Origin of the sequence: Pseudomonas azerbaijanorientalis (assembly GCF_019139795.1) — a bacterium.
In the GTDB taxonomy this organism is placed as follows: domain Bacteria; phylum Pseudomonadota; class Gammaproteobacteria; order Pseudomonadales; family Pseudomonadaceae; genus Aquipseudomonas; species Aquipseudomonas laurylsulfatiphila.
Genome location: NZ_CP077078.1, coordinates 655,060 through 670,933 on the forward strand (window position 1 = coordinate 655,060; position 15,874 = coordinate 670,933).

Annotated in this window: 14 protein-coding genes; 13 read left to right on the forward strand and 1 reads right to left on the reverse strand. The window is 61.4% G+C overall.

From position 1 onward, the window contains the following. From waaC to KSS91_RS02920, 13 genes are all read left to right on the forward strand, one after another. Positions 1-1,062, forward strand: a complete 1,062-nt coding sequence (gene waaC / locus KSS91_RS02860) for a lipopolysaccharide heptosyltransferase I (RefSeq protein WP_007971808.1) — start codon at positions 1-3, stop codon at positions 1,060-1,062. Then, positions 1,062-2,183, forward strand: a complete 1,122-nt coding sequence (locus KSS91_RS02865) for a glycosyltransferase family 4 protein (protein ID WP_217837002.1) — start codon at positions 1,062-1,064, stop codon at positions 2,181-2,183. Before waaC ends, KSS91_RS02865 begins: the two co-directional genes overlap by 1 nt. After that, entirely contained in the window at positions 2,184-2,990 is an 807-nt protein-coding gene (rfaP, locus tag KSS91_RS02870; protein WP_015093187.1) for a lipopolysaccharide core heptose(I) kinase RfaP, read from the forward strand. Further along, positions 2,990-3,724 carry a lipopolysaccharide kinase InaA family protein gene (locus tag KSS91_RS02875; RefSeq protein WP_015093188.1) on the forward strand — a complete coding sequence of 245 codons (735 nt, stop codon included), beginning with the start codon at positions 2,990-2,992 and terminating at the stop codon, positions 3,722-3,724. The genes rfaP and KSS91_RS02875 overlap by 1 nt, the downstream gene beginning before the upstream one ends. After that, positions 3,721-4,473, forward strand: coding sequence for a lipopolysaccharide kinase InaA family protein (locus KSS91_RS02880; protein WP_217837003.1), 753 nt, complete (start codon positions 3,721-3,723; stop codon positions 4,471-4,473). The genes KSS91_RS02875 and KSS91_RS02880 overlap by 4 nt, the downstream gene beginning before the upstream one ends. After that, entirely contained in the window at positions 4,473-5,924 is a 1,452-nt protein-coding gene (locus KSS91_RS02885; RefSeq protein WP_217837004.1) for a lipopolysaccharide kinase InaA family protein, read from the forward strand. The genes KSS91_RS02880 and KSS91_RS02885 overlap by 1 nt, the downstream gene beginning before the upstream one ends. A gap of 219 nt (positions 5,925-6,143) precedes the next feature. Next, positions 6,144-6,479 (forward strand): YceK/YidQ family lipoprotein, encoded by a 336-nt coding sequence (locus KSS91_RS02890; RefSeq protein WP_217837005.1) that lies wholly within the window; start codon positions 6,144-6,146, stop codon positions 6,477-6,479. A gap of 166 nt (positions 6,480-6,645) precedes the next feature. Then, complete coding sequence (locus tag KSS91_RS02895) at positions 6,646-8,403, forward strand: carbamoyltransferase family protein (RefSeq protein ID WP_217837006.1); 1,758 nt, start codon at positions 6,646-6,648, stop codon at positions 8,401-8,403. Continuing rightward, positions 8,387-9,517, forward strand: a complete 1,131-nt coding sequence (locus KSS91_RS02900; RefSeq protein ID WP_217837007.1) for a glycosyltransferase — start codon at positions 8,387-8,389, stop codon at positions 9,515-9,517. The genes KSS91_RS02895 and KSS91_RS02900 overlap by 17 nt, the downstream gene beginning before the upstream one ends. Then, on the forward strand, positions 9,517-10,413 hold the full coding sequence (locus tag KSS91_RS02905; RefSeq protein ID WP_217837008.1) for an antimicrobial resistance protein Mig-14: 897 nt from the start codon (positions 9,517-9,519) through the stop codon (positions 10,411-10,413). The genes KSS91_RS02900 and KSS91_RS02905 overlap by 1 nt, the downstream gene beginning before the upstream one ends. An 8-nt stretch (positions 10,414-10,421) precedes the next feature. Then, positions 10,422-11,864: a PIG-L deacetylase family protein gene (locus tag KSS91_RS02910; protein WP_217837009.1), complete on the forward strand. Its 1,443-nt coding sequence runs from the start codon at positions 10,422-10,424 to the stop codon at positions 11,862-11,864. Beyond that, entirely contained in the window at positions 11,861-13,015 is a 1,155-nt protein-coding gene (locus tag KSS91_RS02915) for a glycosyltransferase family 4 protein (RefSeq protein WP_217837010.1), read from the forward strand. Before KSS91_RS02910 ends, KSS91_RS02915 begins: the two co-directional genes overlap by 4 nt. Beyond that, the gene (locus KSS91_RS02920; RefSeq protein ID WP_015093197.1) at positions 13,012-13,896 is read left to right on the forward strand and encodes a glycosyltransferase; all 885 of its coding nucleotides are present in this window, start codon (positions 13,012-13,014) and stop codon (positions 13,894-13,896) included. Before KSS91_RS02915 ends, KSS91_RS02920 begins: the two co-directional genes overlap by 4 nt. Before the next feature lie 84 nt (positions 13,897-13,980). Here the strand turns inward: KSS91_RS02920 and KSS91_RS02925 are convergent, their stop codons facing one another. Next, positions 13,981-15,843 (reverse strand): bifunctional O-antigen ligase/aminoglycoside phosphotransferase family protein, encoded by a 1,863-nt coding sequence (locus tag KSS91_RS02925; protein ID WP_217837011.1) that lies wholly within the window; start codon positions 15,841-15,843, stop codon positions 13,981-13,983. Positions 15,844-15,874 lie beyond the last annotated feature (31 nt).

Consider the following 15,874-nt stretch of genomic DNA (forward strand, 5'->3'; position numbering starts at 1 on the left):
TTGCGGGTTCTGTTGATCAAGACTTCTTCGCTGGGCGACGTCATTCATGCGTTGCCGGCGTTGACCGACGCGGCGCGGGCGATTCCCGGCATCAAATTCGACTGGGTGGTGGAAGAAGGCTTTGCCGAAATCCCGACCTGGCATCCGGCGGTGGGCAAGGTGATTCCGGTGGCGATCCGTCGCTGGCGCAAAAACATCTGGCAGACCATCAAGAGCGGTGAGTGGAAGCGCTTCAAGCAAAGCGTTCGCGCCACGAAATACGACTTGGTGATCGACGCCCAGGGCTTGCTGAAAAGCGCCTGGCTGACCCGTTACGTCAAGGCACCGGTGGCCGGCCTCGATAAAAGCTCGGCGCGCGAGCCCATCGCTGCGCGCTTTTACAATCGGCGTCTGGCCGTTGCCCGCGGGCAGCACGCGGTGGAGCGAGTGCGTCAGTTGTTCGCCATCGCGTTGGGCTATGACTTGCCAAAAGGCATGGGCGACTACGGTCTGAATGTCGAGCGCCTGGTGGAATTGCCGCGCAAGAACCCGTACGTGGTGTTTCTGCATGGCACGACCTGGGACACCAAGCACTGGCCTGAAGCTTACTGGCGCGAACTGACCGAGCGGGTCGGCTACCTTGGCGTTGGGGTCAAGTTGCCTTGGGGCAATGCGCAGGAGAAAGCCCGGGCCGAGCGCATCGCTGCGGGCTTCAAGCACGCCGAAGTGTTACCCAAATTGAACCTGGCCGGTGTCGGCAAGGTGCTGGCGGGCGCGCAAGCCTGCGTGGCGGTGGATACCGGCCTGGGCCACCTGGCGGCCGCGCTGGATGTGCCGACGCTGTCGCTGTTCGGTCCGACCAATCCGGGCCTGACCGGCGCCTACGGCAAAGTGCAGATTCACCTGGCCAGCGACTTCCCTTGTGCACCTTGCCTGCAAAAGAAATGCACCTATCAACCGACGGCCGAAGATGCCCGTCAATTTGACCTGAAACGCGAGTGGCCCCTGTGCTTCACGCGTCTGAACCCCGAGCGTGTCGCCAGCCGACTGAGCACGTTGTTAATGGCTGAGGAGCTGCGCTGATGCAATTGGCATTTGTCCTGTACAAATATTTTCCGTTTGGCGGCTTGCAGCGCGATTTCATGCGCATTGCCCTGGAGTGTCAGAAACGCGGTCATCAGATTCGCGTCTACACGCTGATCTGGGAGGGCGACGTACCGCCGGGTTTCGAAGTGCTGGTGGCGCCGGTCAAGGCGTTCTTCAACCATCGACGCAACGAAAAACTCAGTGAATGGATGGAAGCGGACCTGGCCAAGCGACCGGTCGACCGCTTGATCGGCTTCAACAAGATGCCGGGCCTGGACGTCTACTACGCCGCCGACGGCTGCTTCGAAGACAAGGCGCAGAACCTGCGCAACTCGCTCTACCGCCGCTGGGGCCGCTATCGCCACTTCGCCGAATACGAGCGCGCGGTGTTCGCCAAGGATGCGAAGACCGAAGTGCTGATGATTTCCGAGGTCCAGCAGCCGCTGTTCATCAAGCATTACGACACGCCGCTGGAGCGTTTCCACCTGCTGCCACCGGGTATCGCCCAGGACCGTCGCCGACCGGCCGATGCCGATGACATTCGCGCCGGGTTCCGCGCTGAGTTCAATCTCAAGGACGACGAACTGCTGCTGGTGCAGATCGGCTCCGGGTTCAAGACCAAGGGCGTCGATCGCAGCCTCAAGGCGCTGGCGGCATTGCCTGCCGAGCTGAGGAGGCGCACCCGGCTGTTTGTAATTGGCCAGGATGACCCCAAGTTATTCCAGATGCAGAGTGCGACATTGGGGTTGGGTGACAACGTCACGTTCCTCAAGGGGCGCAGCGATATCCCGCGTTTCCTTTTGGGTGCCGATCTGTTGATCCACCCGGCGTACAACGAAAACACCGGCACCGTGCTGCTCGAAGCATTGGTGGCCGGCTTGCCGGTGTTGGTGAGCGCGGTGTGCGGTTACGCCCATTACATCGCCGAGGCCGATGCTGGCCTGGTGTTGGACGAGCCCTTCGATCAGGCGCAGCTGACGCAATACCTGACCGGTATGTTGAACGACGCTCAAGCAAGGGCGGCCTGGAGCCGCAATGGTCTGGCCTTCGCCGAAACGGCCGACCTCTACAGCATGCCGCAACACGCGGCCGATGTGATTCTGGCGGAGCACGCTTAAATGAAGTTGATGCTGGCTGAACCGTTCAAGAGCCTCTGGGCCGGACGCGACCCGTTCGCCGAAGTCGAGGGGCTCAAGGGCGAGGTGTACCGCGAGCTGGAAGCACGCCGGACATTGCGCACGGAAGTCGACGGCAACGGGTTTTTCGTGAAAATCCACCGTGGCATCGGCTGGGGCGAAATCTTCAAGAACCTGCTCACGGCCAAGCTCCCGGTACTGGGTGCCGGCCAGGAGTGGAGGGCCATTCAGCGCCTGCAGGAAGCCGGCGTGCCGACCATGACCGCTGTCGCGTATGGCGAGAAGGGCAGTAACCCGGCCGACCAGCACTCGTTCATCGTTACCGAAGAGTTGGCGCCCACCGTCAGCCTCGAAGACTTCAGCGTCAACTGGGTCAAGCAGCCGCCGGAGCCAAAACTCAAGCGCGCGCTGATCGCCGAAGTCGCACGCATGACCGGCATGATGCACCGCGCCGGGGTCAACCACCGCGACTGCTACATCTGCCATTTCCTGCTGCACACCGACAAACCGGTGACCTTTGATGACTTCAAGCTTTCGGTGATCGACCTGCACCGCGCCCAGACCCGTCCGGCGATCACCTCGCGCTGGCGCAACAAGGATCTGGCCGCCCTGTACTTTTCCGCCCTGGACATCGGCTTGACCCGCCGCGACAAATTGCGTTTTCTCAAAGGTTATTTCCAGCAGCCGCTGCGGCAGATCCTGAGCGAAGAAGCCGGGCTGCTGAGCTGGCTCGATGGCAAGGCCAACAAGCTCTACGAGCGTAAACAGCGATACGGGGATGCGCTCTGATGTCGGGTTGGAAACTGGAGCCGGCCTACAGCGATCTGGCCGATGACTTCGGCAGCCTTGAGGCTGTGTTTGCGCTTCAGGGCGAGCGGTTGACCAAGGACCTGCTCTCCGAGGTCATTCGCGTTCAGCGCAATGGCGTCAACTATTACGTCAAACGCTACGTGGGCGCTGGCAAAGGCTTGCGGCGTTACCTCGGCAAGCCTCGGGTGAAGATGGAGTGGCAGAACCTCAAGCGTTTCGCCAAGTGGGGCATCCCCACGGCCGAAGTGGTGGCCTGGGGGCTGGAACGTCGCGGTGCGGCCTACGCTCGCGGCGCAATGATTACCCGGGAACTGCCGCGTACCGAAGACTTGTCGGCACTGGCCGAGCGACGCGATCCGAAACTGTCGGATCGGGCCTGGGTCGATGCCGTCAGTCGTCAGTTGGCCCAGTACACCCGGACCATGCACGACCACCGCTTCACCCATAATGATCTGAAGTGGCGCAACCTGCTGATCGACGACGAGGCTCGACTGTTTCTGATCGATTGCCCCAACGGCGACTTTTGGCGCGGTTTCTGGCTCAAGTACCGAATCACCAAGGATCTGGCGTGCCTGGACAAGGTCGCCAAGTATCAACTGTCGGCTACCCAGCGCCTGCGCTTTTACCTGCAATACCGCAACCGGACCCGGCTCAACGCTGCGGACAAGAAGCGCATCCGGCATGTGGTGAGATTTTTCGAGGGACGCGAATGACTGATTTTCTGGCCGCTGAAGACCGGGCGCTGCTTGAGCGCCATGGTCTCGGCACGTTCGAGGCGCTCTGGGCCAAAGAGCTCGATGCGGTGGACGAACCCAACACCGGTCGCGGCGGCTGGAGCAGCGTGTTTCGGCTGGATCTGGAAGGTCATGGCTACTACCTCAAGCGTCAAAGCAACTACCTGACCCGCACCTTGCGCGCGCCGTTCGGCGAGCCGAGTTTCGCCCGCGAGTTTCGCAACATCTCCCGTTACCGGAAGATGGGCATTCCGGCGCTGGAAGCGGTGTTCTACGGGCAGCGCAAGGTCAATGGCGAAGTCCGCGCGATCCTGCTGACCCGCGCCCTGGACGGTTGGGACGACCTCGACTCGCTGTTGCAGCGCTGGGCTCAATTGAGCCCTGAGCAGCACTCGGAGATCCTCAAGGCCAGTGGCGAACTGGCCCGGCAACTGCACGCGGCACGCCAGGTGCACGGGTGTTTCTATCCCAAACACATTTTCATGCGTGCCACCGGCCACGGCTACCAGGCTCAATTGATCGACCTGGAAAAGACCCGGCCGCTGCTGTACGGGCAGCGCGACCGAATCAAGGACCTGGAACCGCTGACGCGCCGCGCGCCCGAGTGGGGCGAATCGCAGCTGCGGCAATTGCTGGCGGCCTATCTGGATCAGCCGCAGGACAGCTCGCTGATCGACAGCTGGCTGCAGCGCTTGACCGCACGGCGCAGCCAAAAGGGGCCACGTTAATGCGTTTGTCCGAATTGAAATCCGCTGGCCGCCATCCGGCTTTGCCGCTGAGCGTTTCGCTGGCCGATGCCGCCGGCCCCGCCGATTTGCAACTGTTGAGCCTGTTGCGGGTATTGCCGGGGCAGCGTTATGTCGGTGCCGGTGTCTGGCGTGGCCGGCCGGTGTTGGCCAAGTTGCTGGTCGGCAGCAAGGCTGCACGGCATTTTCAGCGTGAACTGGACGGCGTGCGCCTGCTCTCCGACCAGGGGCTGACTACGCCGCAGTTGTTGGCCGACGGCCTGAAAGACGGCGAGGGTGGCTGGCTGCTGTTTGATTTCCTGGAGCATGCCGAAAGCCTGGGCGACACCTGGAAGCAGGTTGAGCAACAGCCCGTACTGTCCGATGGACAAGGGGCAGTGCTGGCCGAGGCGTTGGGTGCGATCGGGCAGATGCATCGCAAGGGCCTGTGGCAGGAAGACCTGCACCTGGACAATCTACTGCGCCAGGGCGGCCGCCTGTATCTGATCGATGGTGCCGGTATCTGCAGCGAGACGCCTGGCCAGCCGCTGTCGCGGCAGAAAGTCCTGGAAAACCTCGGGGTGTTCTTCGCCCAGTTGCCGAAGTCGATTGAACCCTTCATTGAAGAGTTGCTGGTGTATTACCTGCTCAGCAACGGCGAGCACGCCTTGCCCATGGAGGCGTTGCAGAAGCAGATCGACAAGGTCCGCAACTGGCGCCTCAAGGACTATCTGATCAAGGTCGGCCGCGAGTGCACGCTGTTCAGTGTCCGGCGCGGGGCTTTCGAACTGCGGGCGATTCGCCGCGAGGAAGAGGCGTCGATGGTGCCGGTGCTGGAGCAGGCCGATGCCTTGCTCGATCAGGGGCATCTGTACAAGACCGGCGGCGCGGCGAGTGTTGGCAAGGTCGAGGTGGATGGCCGCACGCTGGTGATCAAACGCTACAACATCAAGGGTTTTGCCCACTGGCTCAAGCGTTTCTGGCGCCCGAGCCGGGCCTGGCATTCATGGCGCGAAGGCAATCGCCTGGCGTTCCTCGGGATTGCCACGCCCAAGCCGCTGGCGTTGCTGGAGAAGCGTTTCCTGTGGCTGCGCAGCCGGGCGTACCTGATCACCGAGTATCTGCCGGGGCCGGACATCATCGAGCGTTTTGCGCCCTATGTTGAAAGCGGTGACGCACCGCAGGCCGAACTGGCGGCGCTGGATCATCTGTTTGCCGAGCTGATTCGTTTGCGTATCAGTCATGGCGACTTCAAGGGCCATAACCTGTTCTGGCAGCAGGATCGCTGGGCGTTGATCGACCTCGACTCGATGTGCCAGCACGGCTCGTTGAACAGTTATGCACCGGCATATGCGCGGGATCGGGCGCGGTTCATGCGCAATTGGCCTGAAGGCAGTGCCCTTTATCAGGTCATCGATCAGCGTTTGCCCAAAGACATCTCCAGCGCGGCCTGAATCGGACCTTCGGTCCTTTCGCGAGCAAGCCCGCTCCCACAGTGGTTCCGGTCGCTCAGAAATCCCTGTGGGAGCGGGCTTGCCCGCGAAGAGGCCGGAACTGCCAACCGAGAGAGCAGACAGGTTCTTGTGAACCGTCCTACGCGATCTTGGGAAGCCATGAACTGTGGCCGAAATTGCCCCGATGCTAGTTTGCCTGTCGTTCTTGGAGGGCAGGCTTTGTCGATCAAAATGGCAGTTTCAACAGGTGTTTTATCCGTGTCGCTAATGGGCTGCGGGACCGCCGCTACGGTCCTGCAGGATGAAGCCGAAGCCGCGCACGGGCTGCGCAGGCAAAAGACCTATTGCCAGTCCATCCCCCGGGTCTATAGCGGCCTCGCTTATGACTTCTGCGTATTGAACGCACCGCCCGATCCCACGGGTGTCCTTGTACCGCTCATTTTGCTCGACCTGGCCCTGTCCGGCGCACTGGACACCGCCGCCTTGCCCTACACGATTTACCGGCAGAGCGTGGACGGCAATATCCTTGTCTACTGGCGGCCTTCGCGCGGTTAAAAGTAATCGCAAGGGCACCACCCTGGTTGCTTGCCGCTTGTAGCTAGAGGCTAGCCGCTGCTTTTACGCTATAATCCCGCCCTTTAGCTGTCTCTCGCCCCTTGCGAGGGCACATTAATTTTTGAGGCGCTTGCGCCTGCATGCAGACTAAAGAGGCTAGACCCCTGTGGCATTGACGATTCTTGGCCTGTCCGGCGCCCTTAGCCATGATCCTTCCGCAGCCCTGTACATCGACGGCAAGCTGGTCGCGGCGGCTGAAGAGGAACGCTTCGTACGCGATAAACATGCAAAGAACCGCATGCCCTACGAATCGGCGAAGTTCTGCCTGGAACAGGCTGGCATCAAGCCGTCCGATGTCGACGTGGTAGCGATCCCGTTCGCCCCGATCAGCCTGTTCGGCAAGGCCCGCTGGCAGTACGCCAAGCGTTACTGGTACGCCCCGGACCGTGCACTCGACGCGATCCTGATGGGCAACCGTCGCTACAAACGCTATCGCAACAAGATCGTCTGGTGCCTGGAGCAACTGGGTTTTGATCCGAAGAAGATCAAGATCGAGCCGGTCGAACACCACCTGGCCCACGCCTCCAGCGCCTACCACTGCTCCGGTTTCAAAGAGAAAACCGCGATCCTGGGCATCGACGGCAAGGGCGAGTACGCCACGACCTTCTTCGGTTATGGCGAAAACGGCAAGATCCACAAGATCAAGGAATTCTTCGACCCGGACTCCCTCGGCGGCCTGTACGGCGCGATCACCGAGTTCCTCGGTTTCGACATGCTCGACGGCGAGTTCAAGGTCATGGGCATGGCGCCGTACGGCGACGCCAGTAAATACGATTTCTCGCGCCTGGCTTCGTTCGAAAACGGCGAGCTGGTGATCAACACCGACTACGCCAACGTCATCGGCCTGCGTCGCTATAAAGAGAAGGGCAAGGGTTACTACTTCTCGCCGAAGCTGATCGAGTGGCTGGGTCCCAAGCGCGAAGGCGACATCGCCGACGAGCCTTACATCCACTACGCCGCCAGCATTCAAGCGCTGTTCGAAAAAATTGCGCTGCAGATGATCGACTACTACCTGGGCGACGTGCTCAAGGAAACCGGCAAACTGGCCTATGCCGGTGGCTGTGCGTTGAACGTCAAGCTCAACCAGAAAATCATCGCCCGCGACGACGTCAAGGAGCTGTTCGTACAGCCGGCGTCCGGCGATGCCGGTACCGCAGTGGGCGCGGCAGCCTATGTGTCCCACGCCCGTGGCGTACCGGTCGAGAAGATGGAGCACGTCTACCTCGGCCCGTCGTACAGCAACGAAGACGTGATCGCGGCCTGCGCCCGTCATGCCGACAAGCCGACGTGGCGCAAGCTCGACAACATGCCGGAGCAGATCGCCACAATCATGGTCGATGGCAACCCGGTGGCCTGGTTCCAGGGCCGCATGGAGTTCGGTCCGCGTGCACTGGGCGGTCGTTCGATCATCGGTTGCCCGAGCGTGCCGGGCGTGGCTGATCGCATCAATCACCAGATCAAGTTCCGCGAGCGCTGGAGGCCTTTCTGCCCGTCGATGCTCGACACCGTGGCGCCGCAGATGATCAAGATCGATCACCCGGCTCCGTTCATGACCTTCACCTTTGAAGTGGCGGAAGAATGGAAGACCCGCGTGCCGGAAGTCGTCCACGAAGACGGCACCTCCCGCGCCCAGGTGCTCAAGCGCGAATACAACCCGCGCTACTACGACATGATGAAGGCGCTGGAAGTGCTCACCGGCAACGGCGTGTCGCTCAACACCTCGCTCAACCGTCGCGGCGAACCGATGATCTGCTCGCCGACCGATGCGCTGAACATGTTCTTCGGTTCGGATCTACAGTATCTGATCATGGAAGACATCCTGGTGGTCAAAGAGGGCGCAAACGCCTATGACACGTTCGGCTGAGCGCCATGTGCTGCAGTTCTGCCACGGCTATGACGGGCCGTTCCTGGACTGCGCACGGCAGTACGCCAGCCTGTTCGCCGGGACCGGTTATCGCGTGACCACGGTGTTTCTCACCGGGGTTGCCGATGCCGAGGTTGCCGCGGGCTGCGCTTCCGACGAAGTGCTGTTCATGGAGTACAGCTCCAAGGCCATTCGTGGCCTGAAGCTGGGCGCCATCGGCGATCTGCGCAAGATCGCCGCGTCGCGCAACTTCAGTTTTTGCATCGCTCATCGCTTCAAGCCTATCTATATTGCCTTGCTCGGTACGTCGTTGCCGGTCATTGGCGTGCACCACGGGTTTGAAGACTACAAGCGCGGCAGCCGCAAACTGTTCGCCCATATATTCCGCAAGCGTTTGAGCCTGCTCGGTGTGTCCGACGCGGTGCGCGACGACATGCGCAGTTGCCTGCCGAAGTGGCCGGCTTCGCGAATTCAGACGTTGTACAACCGCATCGACGTGGATGCCTTGCAAGCCACGCAGGTGTCGGCTCGCGAGGCCCGGGAAACCCTCGGGCTGGCGGCGGATGCCTGGATTGTCGGCAACGTCGGACGCCTGCATCCGGACAAGGACCAGGCCACGCTGCTCGATGGTTTCGCCGAGGCATTGCCGCAGTTGCCGGCCAACAGCCAGTTGGTGATTCTCGGCAAGGGGCGCCTGGAGGAAGACCTCAAGGCTCAGGCCCGCGAGCTGGGTATCGGCGACCGGGTGCTGTTCCTCGGCCAGGTGCCGGATGCGCGCAACTATTTCCGGGCCTTCGATGTGTTCGCCCTGAGTTCCGATCACGAACCGTTCGGCATGGTGCTGCTGGAGGCCATGGCCGCTGGCGTACCCTTGCTCGCCACGGCGTGCGGCGGTGCGAAAGAAGTGGTCGAAGGCGTGGGCATCCTGTTCCCGTTGGGTGATGCCGGGCATCTGGCCCAGGGACTGCAACACCTGGCTGCCATGGACGATCAGCAACGCCGGCAGTGTGCCGAGTTGATGCTCGAGCGCTTGCGCGAACGCTTTTCCGACCGCGCAGTGCGCGATGCTTTCTGGCACTTGCCGCACGTTACCGAACTGGCACAGAGGGGCTGATGCTCAACCGATTTCAAGGCTGGCGCGAGCGTGGCTGGGCGGTAGTCGACGCCTCGATTTACGCCGAAACCTGGCAGCGTTATGGCGGCAGCGTCGCAACTCATCCCATGGTGGTCGAGCGCCTGGCGCAACTGGCCGACATCCCGGTGCGCTACCTGGCCTGGATGCAGGGTGATGAGGTCAAGGCGGCGATCCCGACCTGGGGTCGCGACCTGGCCTTGTCCAAGGACGTGCTCAAGCGTCGCGGTAAAAAGGGCCTGTTCGACCTGGGTAACGCCGAGATCATCCTGCCCGCCGCTGCCGATGCCCAGGCGCCCTTGCGCCATCGCGGGCGCTATCTGTCGGCGTTGAACGAGGGGCGGTTCACCGGCATCCGGTTGCAGACCGAGCAACTGGCCATGGCTCGTACCCCCGAAGAGCTGTCGAAGAAGTTTCGCTACAACCAGCGCCGCGAATTGCGCCTGCTGGAAGAGGCCGGGGGTATGGTGCGGCCGGTGTCCGAATTCTCCAGCGCTGAGTTGGCGGCGATTTATTGCGACCTGTTCCAGCGCCGTTGGGGCTTCCCGGCGACGGGTGCCGAACGCATGGCCGAGGTCATCGAGTTGCTGCGCGAGTTGCTGATCGGTTCGGTGATTTTTCTCAACGATGCGCCGATTGCGATTCAATTGGTGTACCGCGTCGAAACCCCGCAGTGGATCAGCGTTGAGTACATCAACGGCGGGGTCGATCCCGAGACTCGCGAGTTCAGCCCCGGCAGCGTGCTGAGTTTTCTCAATACGCAAAGCGCTTGGGAGCATGCCCGGGCGCAGGACAAACCGTTGCGTTTTTCTTTCGGTCGCGCCGACCGTGAATACAAGGATCGCTGGTGCAACCCTGTGCCGGTCTTCACCGTATGAGTCAAGCCATGAGCCGCAAACAGCAACTGCTCAAGCGCCATCGGCGCACTAAACGCATCGGCCTGTTGATTGCGCTGGTGCTGTTGATCGTCATCGGTGTGCTGGTGGCCTGGTGGTTGCCGCTGGTACTGGCGGTTCTCGGCTGGATAGCCCATGAAGCCTGGTTTGCCGACCATCTGTTCTACTCGCCGAAAGACGATTATCAGTACAGCTTTCCCCCGTACACGCCACAGCCCAAGGTGCACCTGAGCGGTGAACATTTGCGGCTGGACGAGGGCGTGATGCTGGTCGACGACGCGACGCTGGTGCTGGCCCTGCGGGTAAAAAGCACCTGGTTGGGTCGTTTTTTCGATCCGGTGGTCGAGTTGGCGGGGGGCGAAAACCCTGACCGACAAACCTTCGAACGGGGCGTAAACGGCCTGCGTTACCTCAATCTCAGTGGTCAGGCTCAGGCGCTGTCCCGTGGTGACCTGCGCTTGCGCGGGCGTTTCTGTCGGGTGTTCGGTGAGCCTGTGCTGTGGGCACTGGAACATCCGGATTACCGGCGTCAGCGGGTGATGGTCATCGCGCCCCACGCCGATGACGCCGAGCTGGCAGCCTACGGTTTGTACAGCCAGGCCGACGAAACCTGGATTGTCACGCTGACAGCAGGCGAAATCGAAGCCGAACACTACCGGCAGATGGGCCTGAACAAGGTCGATGCGGCCCGCTTGAAAGGCCGCCTGCGCGCCTGGGACAGCATTGCCGTGCCGCGTTGGGCCGGTGTGCCCGAGGCCCGCTGCGTACAGCTGGGTTATTTCTGCCTGCAACTGGCGAGCATGCAGGCCGCGCCTGGTGTGCCGGCGGGGTCGCGGGAAGCCGACCTGAGTGATACCCGACTATTTCGCCAGCTGAATCCGTTCGCGCTGCCGGGCGATGCCGATGGCGCGCCGACCTGGAACAATCTGCTGGCCGATCTGCGTGAGTTGCTGCTGCGGGCCCGACCCGAGGTCATCGTGCTGCCGCATCCGACCCTGGATCCGCATCCCGATCATATCTGCGCCCAGGCGGCAGTCCTCGAGGCCTTGCAAGGCCTGGACTGGCAACCGACCACGCTGTTGGGCTACGCCAACCACCTGCACGACAACGACCGTTGGCCGATGGGCGATAGCGGTGACGGCATCGCCTTGCCGCCGGCCTTCGATTCCGTCCAGCCGATGCAGCCTTATTGCCTGCCGATGCCGCTGGAGCAACAGCGGGACAAGGCCATGGCGTTGGGCATGATGCACGACCTGCAGCCGCCGATGCCGTTCAAGCGCCGCTTGCGTCGCTTGATCCAGCGGTTGTTGGCCGGCCGGGTGCCGTCCACCTATGGCGAGAACGAATTCTTTCGCAAGGCTGTCCGGCGTCACGAGTTTTTGTGGTCCATCAAGCACACACCAGGTAATGTTTCTCAGCGGGGAGAGTTATGAGTCAGCGGTCAAAGGTCCTGCAGCTGCAGCCTGACTACAACGTCAAAGCCCATGATTTCGCCGACCTCGCGGAGCAAATCGTCAAGGCCCTGCCCACCGATCGATATGAAGTGACCGCCGCGTTTCTGCGGGGCAAGCCCGGGCCGGGCGAAGCAGTGAGCCGGGCCGATCGTTCGGTGTACTTCGAATTTTCCGACAAGTCCCTCAAGGGCATGCGCCTGCGGGCGATGTGGCAGTTGTACAAGTTCTGCCGCCGGGAAAAATTCGATGTGGTGATCTGCAACCGCTTCAAGCCGGTGAACATGATGCTGGCGCTCAACCGCTGGTTGAAAGTGCCGCTGTGCATCGGCATTTCCCACGGCTTTGGCGAGTACGACCGCTTTTACCGGCGCCGCCAGACTCAGCGCCTGATCGATCGTCACTGGCGCTTCGTCGGCGTGTCGCCTGCGGTGAAACAGTATCTGCTGGACTGTGACTGTGGTTTCACCGACCAGAATACCTACGCCATCACCAATGCCATCGACATCGAGCAAGCCGAAGGTCTGCAGCACAGTCGTGAAAGGGCCCGTGAAATGCTCGGCATCGATCCGTCGGTACGGCTGATCGGTGCACTGGGGCGGCTGGTGCCGGTCAAGGGCCACATCTATTTGCTGCAGGCCTTTGCCGCGCTCAAGGACAAGTACCCGAATACTCAGCTGGCGATCATCGGTGCCGGCCGCGAAGAGTCGCGCCTGGCTGCGGAAATCGACCGACTCGGCCTCGGCGGTCGCGCCCATTTGCTGGGGTTCAAGGAAATTGCCCTGCAGTACATTCGCGCGTTCGACATCTGGACCATGCCGTCCCTGGCCGAGGGCCTCGGGTTGGCGCTGCTTGAAGGCATGAGCGGGCATTTGCCGGTGATTGCCTCGAACGTGCCGGCCATGCTGCCGCTCATCGAGGGGGCCGGTGGCTTGGCGATTACGCCCAAGGATGTGCCGACGCTGCAGGCTGCGCTGGACACTTACCTCGGGCTGTCGGATGACGAGCTCAAGGCCAAGGGCGAGCAGGCTTTCCGTTATCTGCAACAACACCATGACATCGAGGAGTTCCGTCGCGAATACCTCAATCTGATCGACTCCGGCCTGGAACAGGCCCGCAAGGAACTGCCATGAACGACGCGCAACCCATCGTCACGGTCATTATCGCGTCGTATAACCACGGCCCCTACATCGAGCAGAGCATTCTCAGCGTCCTCAACCAGACCTATCGGAACATTGAGTTGCTGGTGATCGACGATGGCTCGAAGGATGACAGCGTCGAGCGGATCAAGGCGTTACAGGCCACCCATGGTTTCGATTTCCGGGTCCAGGAAAACCAGGGGCTGACCAACACCCTCAATGGGGCGATTGCCCGGGCAAAGGGCAGCCTGATCGTGCCGTTCGGTTCGGATGACATCATGTTGCCGGAGCGAATCGCCATCCAGGTCGCGCATATGGACGGCAAGCCCGAGGTCGGCATTTGCGCCGGCAACATCGAGTTGATCGATGCCGACGGCAACCTCTACCCGGAGAAGCGCCAGCGCCGGGATGTGCCGTTCCGTCGCCTGGACTTCGATGACATGTTCCTGGAGCGCAAGCCTTATCCTCCGGCACCCACCCTGATGATCCGGCGCGAAGCGCTGGAGAAGGTGGGCGGTTTCGACCCGACCATTCGCCTGGAAGATTTGCTGATCGAGTTGAAGGTGACCCATGCCGGTTACTTCATCGATGGTCTGAACGTGTTGATGGCGCGCTATCGCAAGCACGCCACCAACTCCTACAAGAACCACCGCTTCATGATCGACAGCATCCTGCGCACCTACGCGCTCTTCAGCGATCACCCGCTGTATGACGAAGTGCGCTACAAGTTTCTCAATTCCATGTTCCTCAAGACCGCCAACCGTGATCGCAAGCTGGCGCGTGAGTTGCTGGCGCAGATTCCCTTCAAGGCCTGGAACAAGAAAACCTGGCGCGGGTTGGGCCGGATGTATTTCTCACGGCTGGAGAAAGACTGAGCCAGGGGTTGGAAGCTTTGCCCGGCGCGGTCGCGATAACCAGCCGATAGGCCGTCATCGCGATCATCGGGCTGGTTTACGTCATCAGTGAGCCTGGGCCGAAGGGCTCCCGGCCAGCACTTGCCTGTGCAAATTATCCACGTCGGCTTTCGAGGCCACCGCGGCGTATCCCTGCAGCAGCGCTTCGAAGTGGTCCTCGAACAGCCAACGCCGATCCTCTGCGTAGCGCTGCATGTGGCGCAGATTGCGTCGACGCAGGGAAGGGCTCAGTGATGACGGGTAGCTTCGCAGGTCGGCCAGGTCGATCAGGCCGAACTCGCCGTCCTCCAGCACCAGCACATTGCCCAGGTGCAGGGAGCGGAAGTAGATCCCTTTCTGATGCAGTTGAGCCATGAACTTGCCGAAGCGCTCCACCAGTGCCTGGCGCACTGCCGGGGCGGTGATGCCTTGCAGGATCTGGCGTAGCGTGTTGCCCGGCAACGGCGAGTAGTGCACCGCGGTGCTGCCGTCTTCGAAGCGGTAGAGATCGAGGATTTGCGGGGTCGGGATGCCCAGGCCGCGCAGTTGCATACTGTTGACGGCAAAGCGATCGGAATAGGGCGTGAAACTGCCCGAGGTATACCAGCGGCGACGGCGGAACAGCTTGAGAAAGCTGCCGTCGGTCAGGCGCAGGACTTTGGGGCCCAAGCCGTCTTCTTCGATGACCCGGGCATCGGCTGTCAGCTGCTGCAGGGCGCTTGGCGTCGCGGTCTTGATCGGCAAGTCCAGCAGGCGTCTGGCCCGTTGATTGATGCTCAATGCGGCAACCAGCGCCAGGGGGATCCACAGCAGGAACCAGTGCTCCTTGGGGCGCGAGATAATTCCGCCACCTTCAGTCAGGCCCGCGCCGATGCCGAAGGCCAGCCAGGCGGAGGCAATGATGAACAGCGGTTGCACGCGATGGCGCTGGCTACTGATGAGGCCCCATGCGAGAAAGAACAGCCATGGCAGCAGGCCGATAATGCCGACGTAGTAGAGTACGCCCAAGGCAAAGCTATGGGGTTCTTGCAGGGTGTAGCCGACGCCCGGGTCCAGGCTCAACTTGGCGTTGTAGCCATGTCCGATCCACGGATGCTCAGCGATCTTGCCCAGGGTCAATTGCCAGAGCTCGATGCGGAAGGAGCTGCCCCTTGCGATGATTTTGTCGGAAAATAGCGCGAAAGTCGCCGTTCCGGCGATGAACATGGAGGCAAGCAAGAGGACCGAGCGTCGATTCCAGCAGATGTAACACAGCCACAGCGCAGCGATTGTCAGTGCAACCAGTGGCGTCCTGGAACCGGTGGCCAGCACGGCGGCGAACATGATCGCCATCGCTGGCAAGCTCAACCAAAGTATTCGGGGGCGCTTGCAGGTCATGCTCAGGCTTAGCCAGTAGGTACAGAAAAAGCCGAAGACGTGGGAGCTGAGCAGTGGATTGTCGAACGCGCCGACACCGATCAGGCGCATTTCCGGTTGGTAGATCAGGCCGAACCTGTACAGGTTGTAGGCAGAGATGATCAGCGCCAGCGTCGCGGCGCAGAACAGCAGGGGCTGAATGATTTCGCTGCGATATCGCACCAGCAGGTAGCAGCCAACGAACAGCATCAGGGTATGCAGTGACGGTTTGATCTGACCGGCCGGGACGTCATTTTCCGGCCCCCAGTTCAGGCTGAGCAATGCCCACGCCACAAACAGCAGGACAGCAACGACGATTGGTTCGTGCAGCAGCTCCTTGGCGAGCCGCGGTCGCAAGCACAGTGCAATCAGCGCCGGAATGCTGAACAGGCCATAGTAGAGCTTGTGATGCTCACTGCGCCCCGGCAGGAAAAACAGTGCACAAAGCAGCAATAAATAACCGAGTGGAAGGATCCACAAACAAATGAAATCGAAGATTCTATTGGGCGTGCTGTTCAAAGCGTTTAATTGCATGCTGAGTAACTTATTCCTGAAATGAGCGACC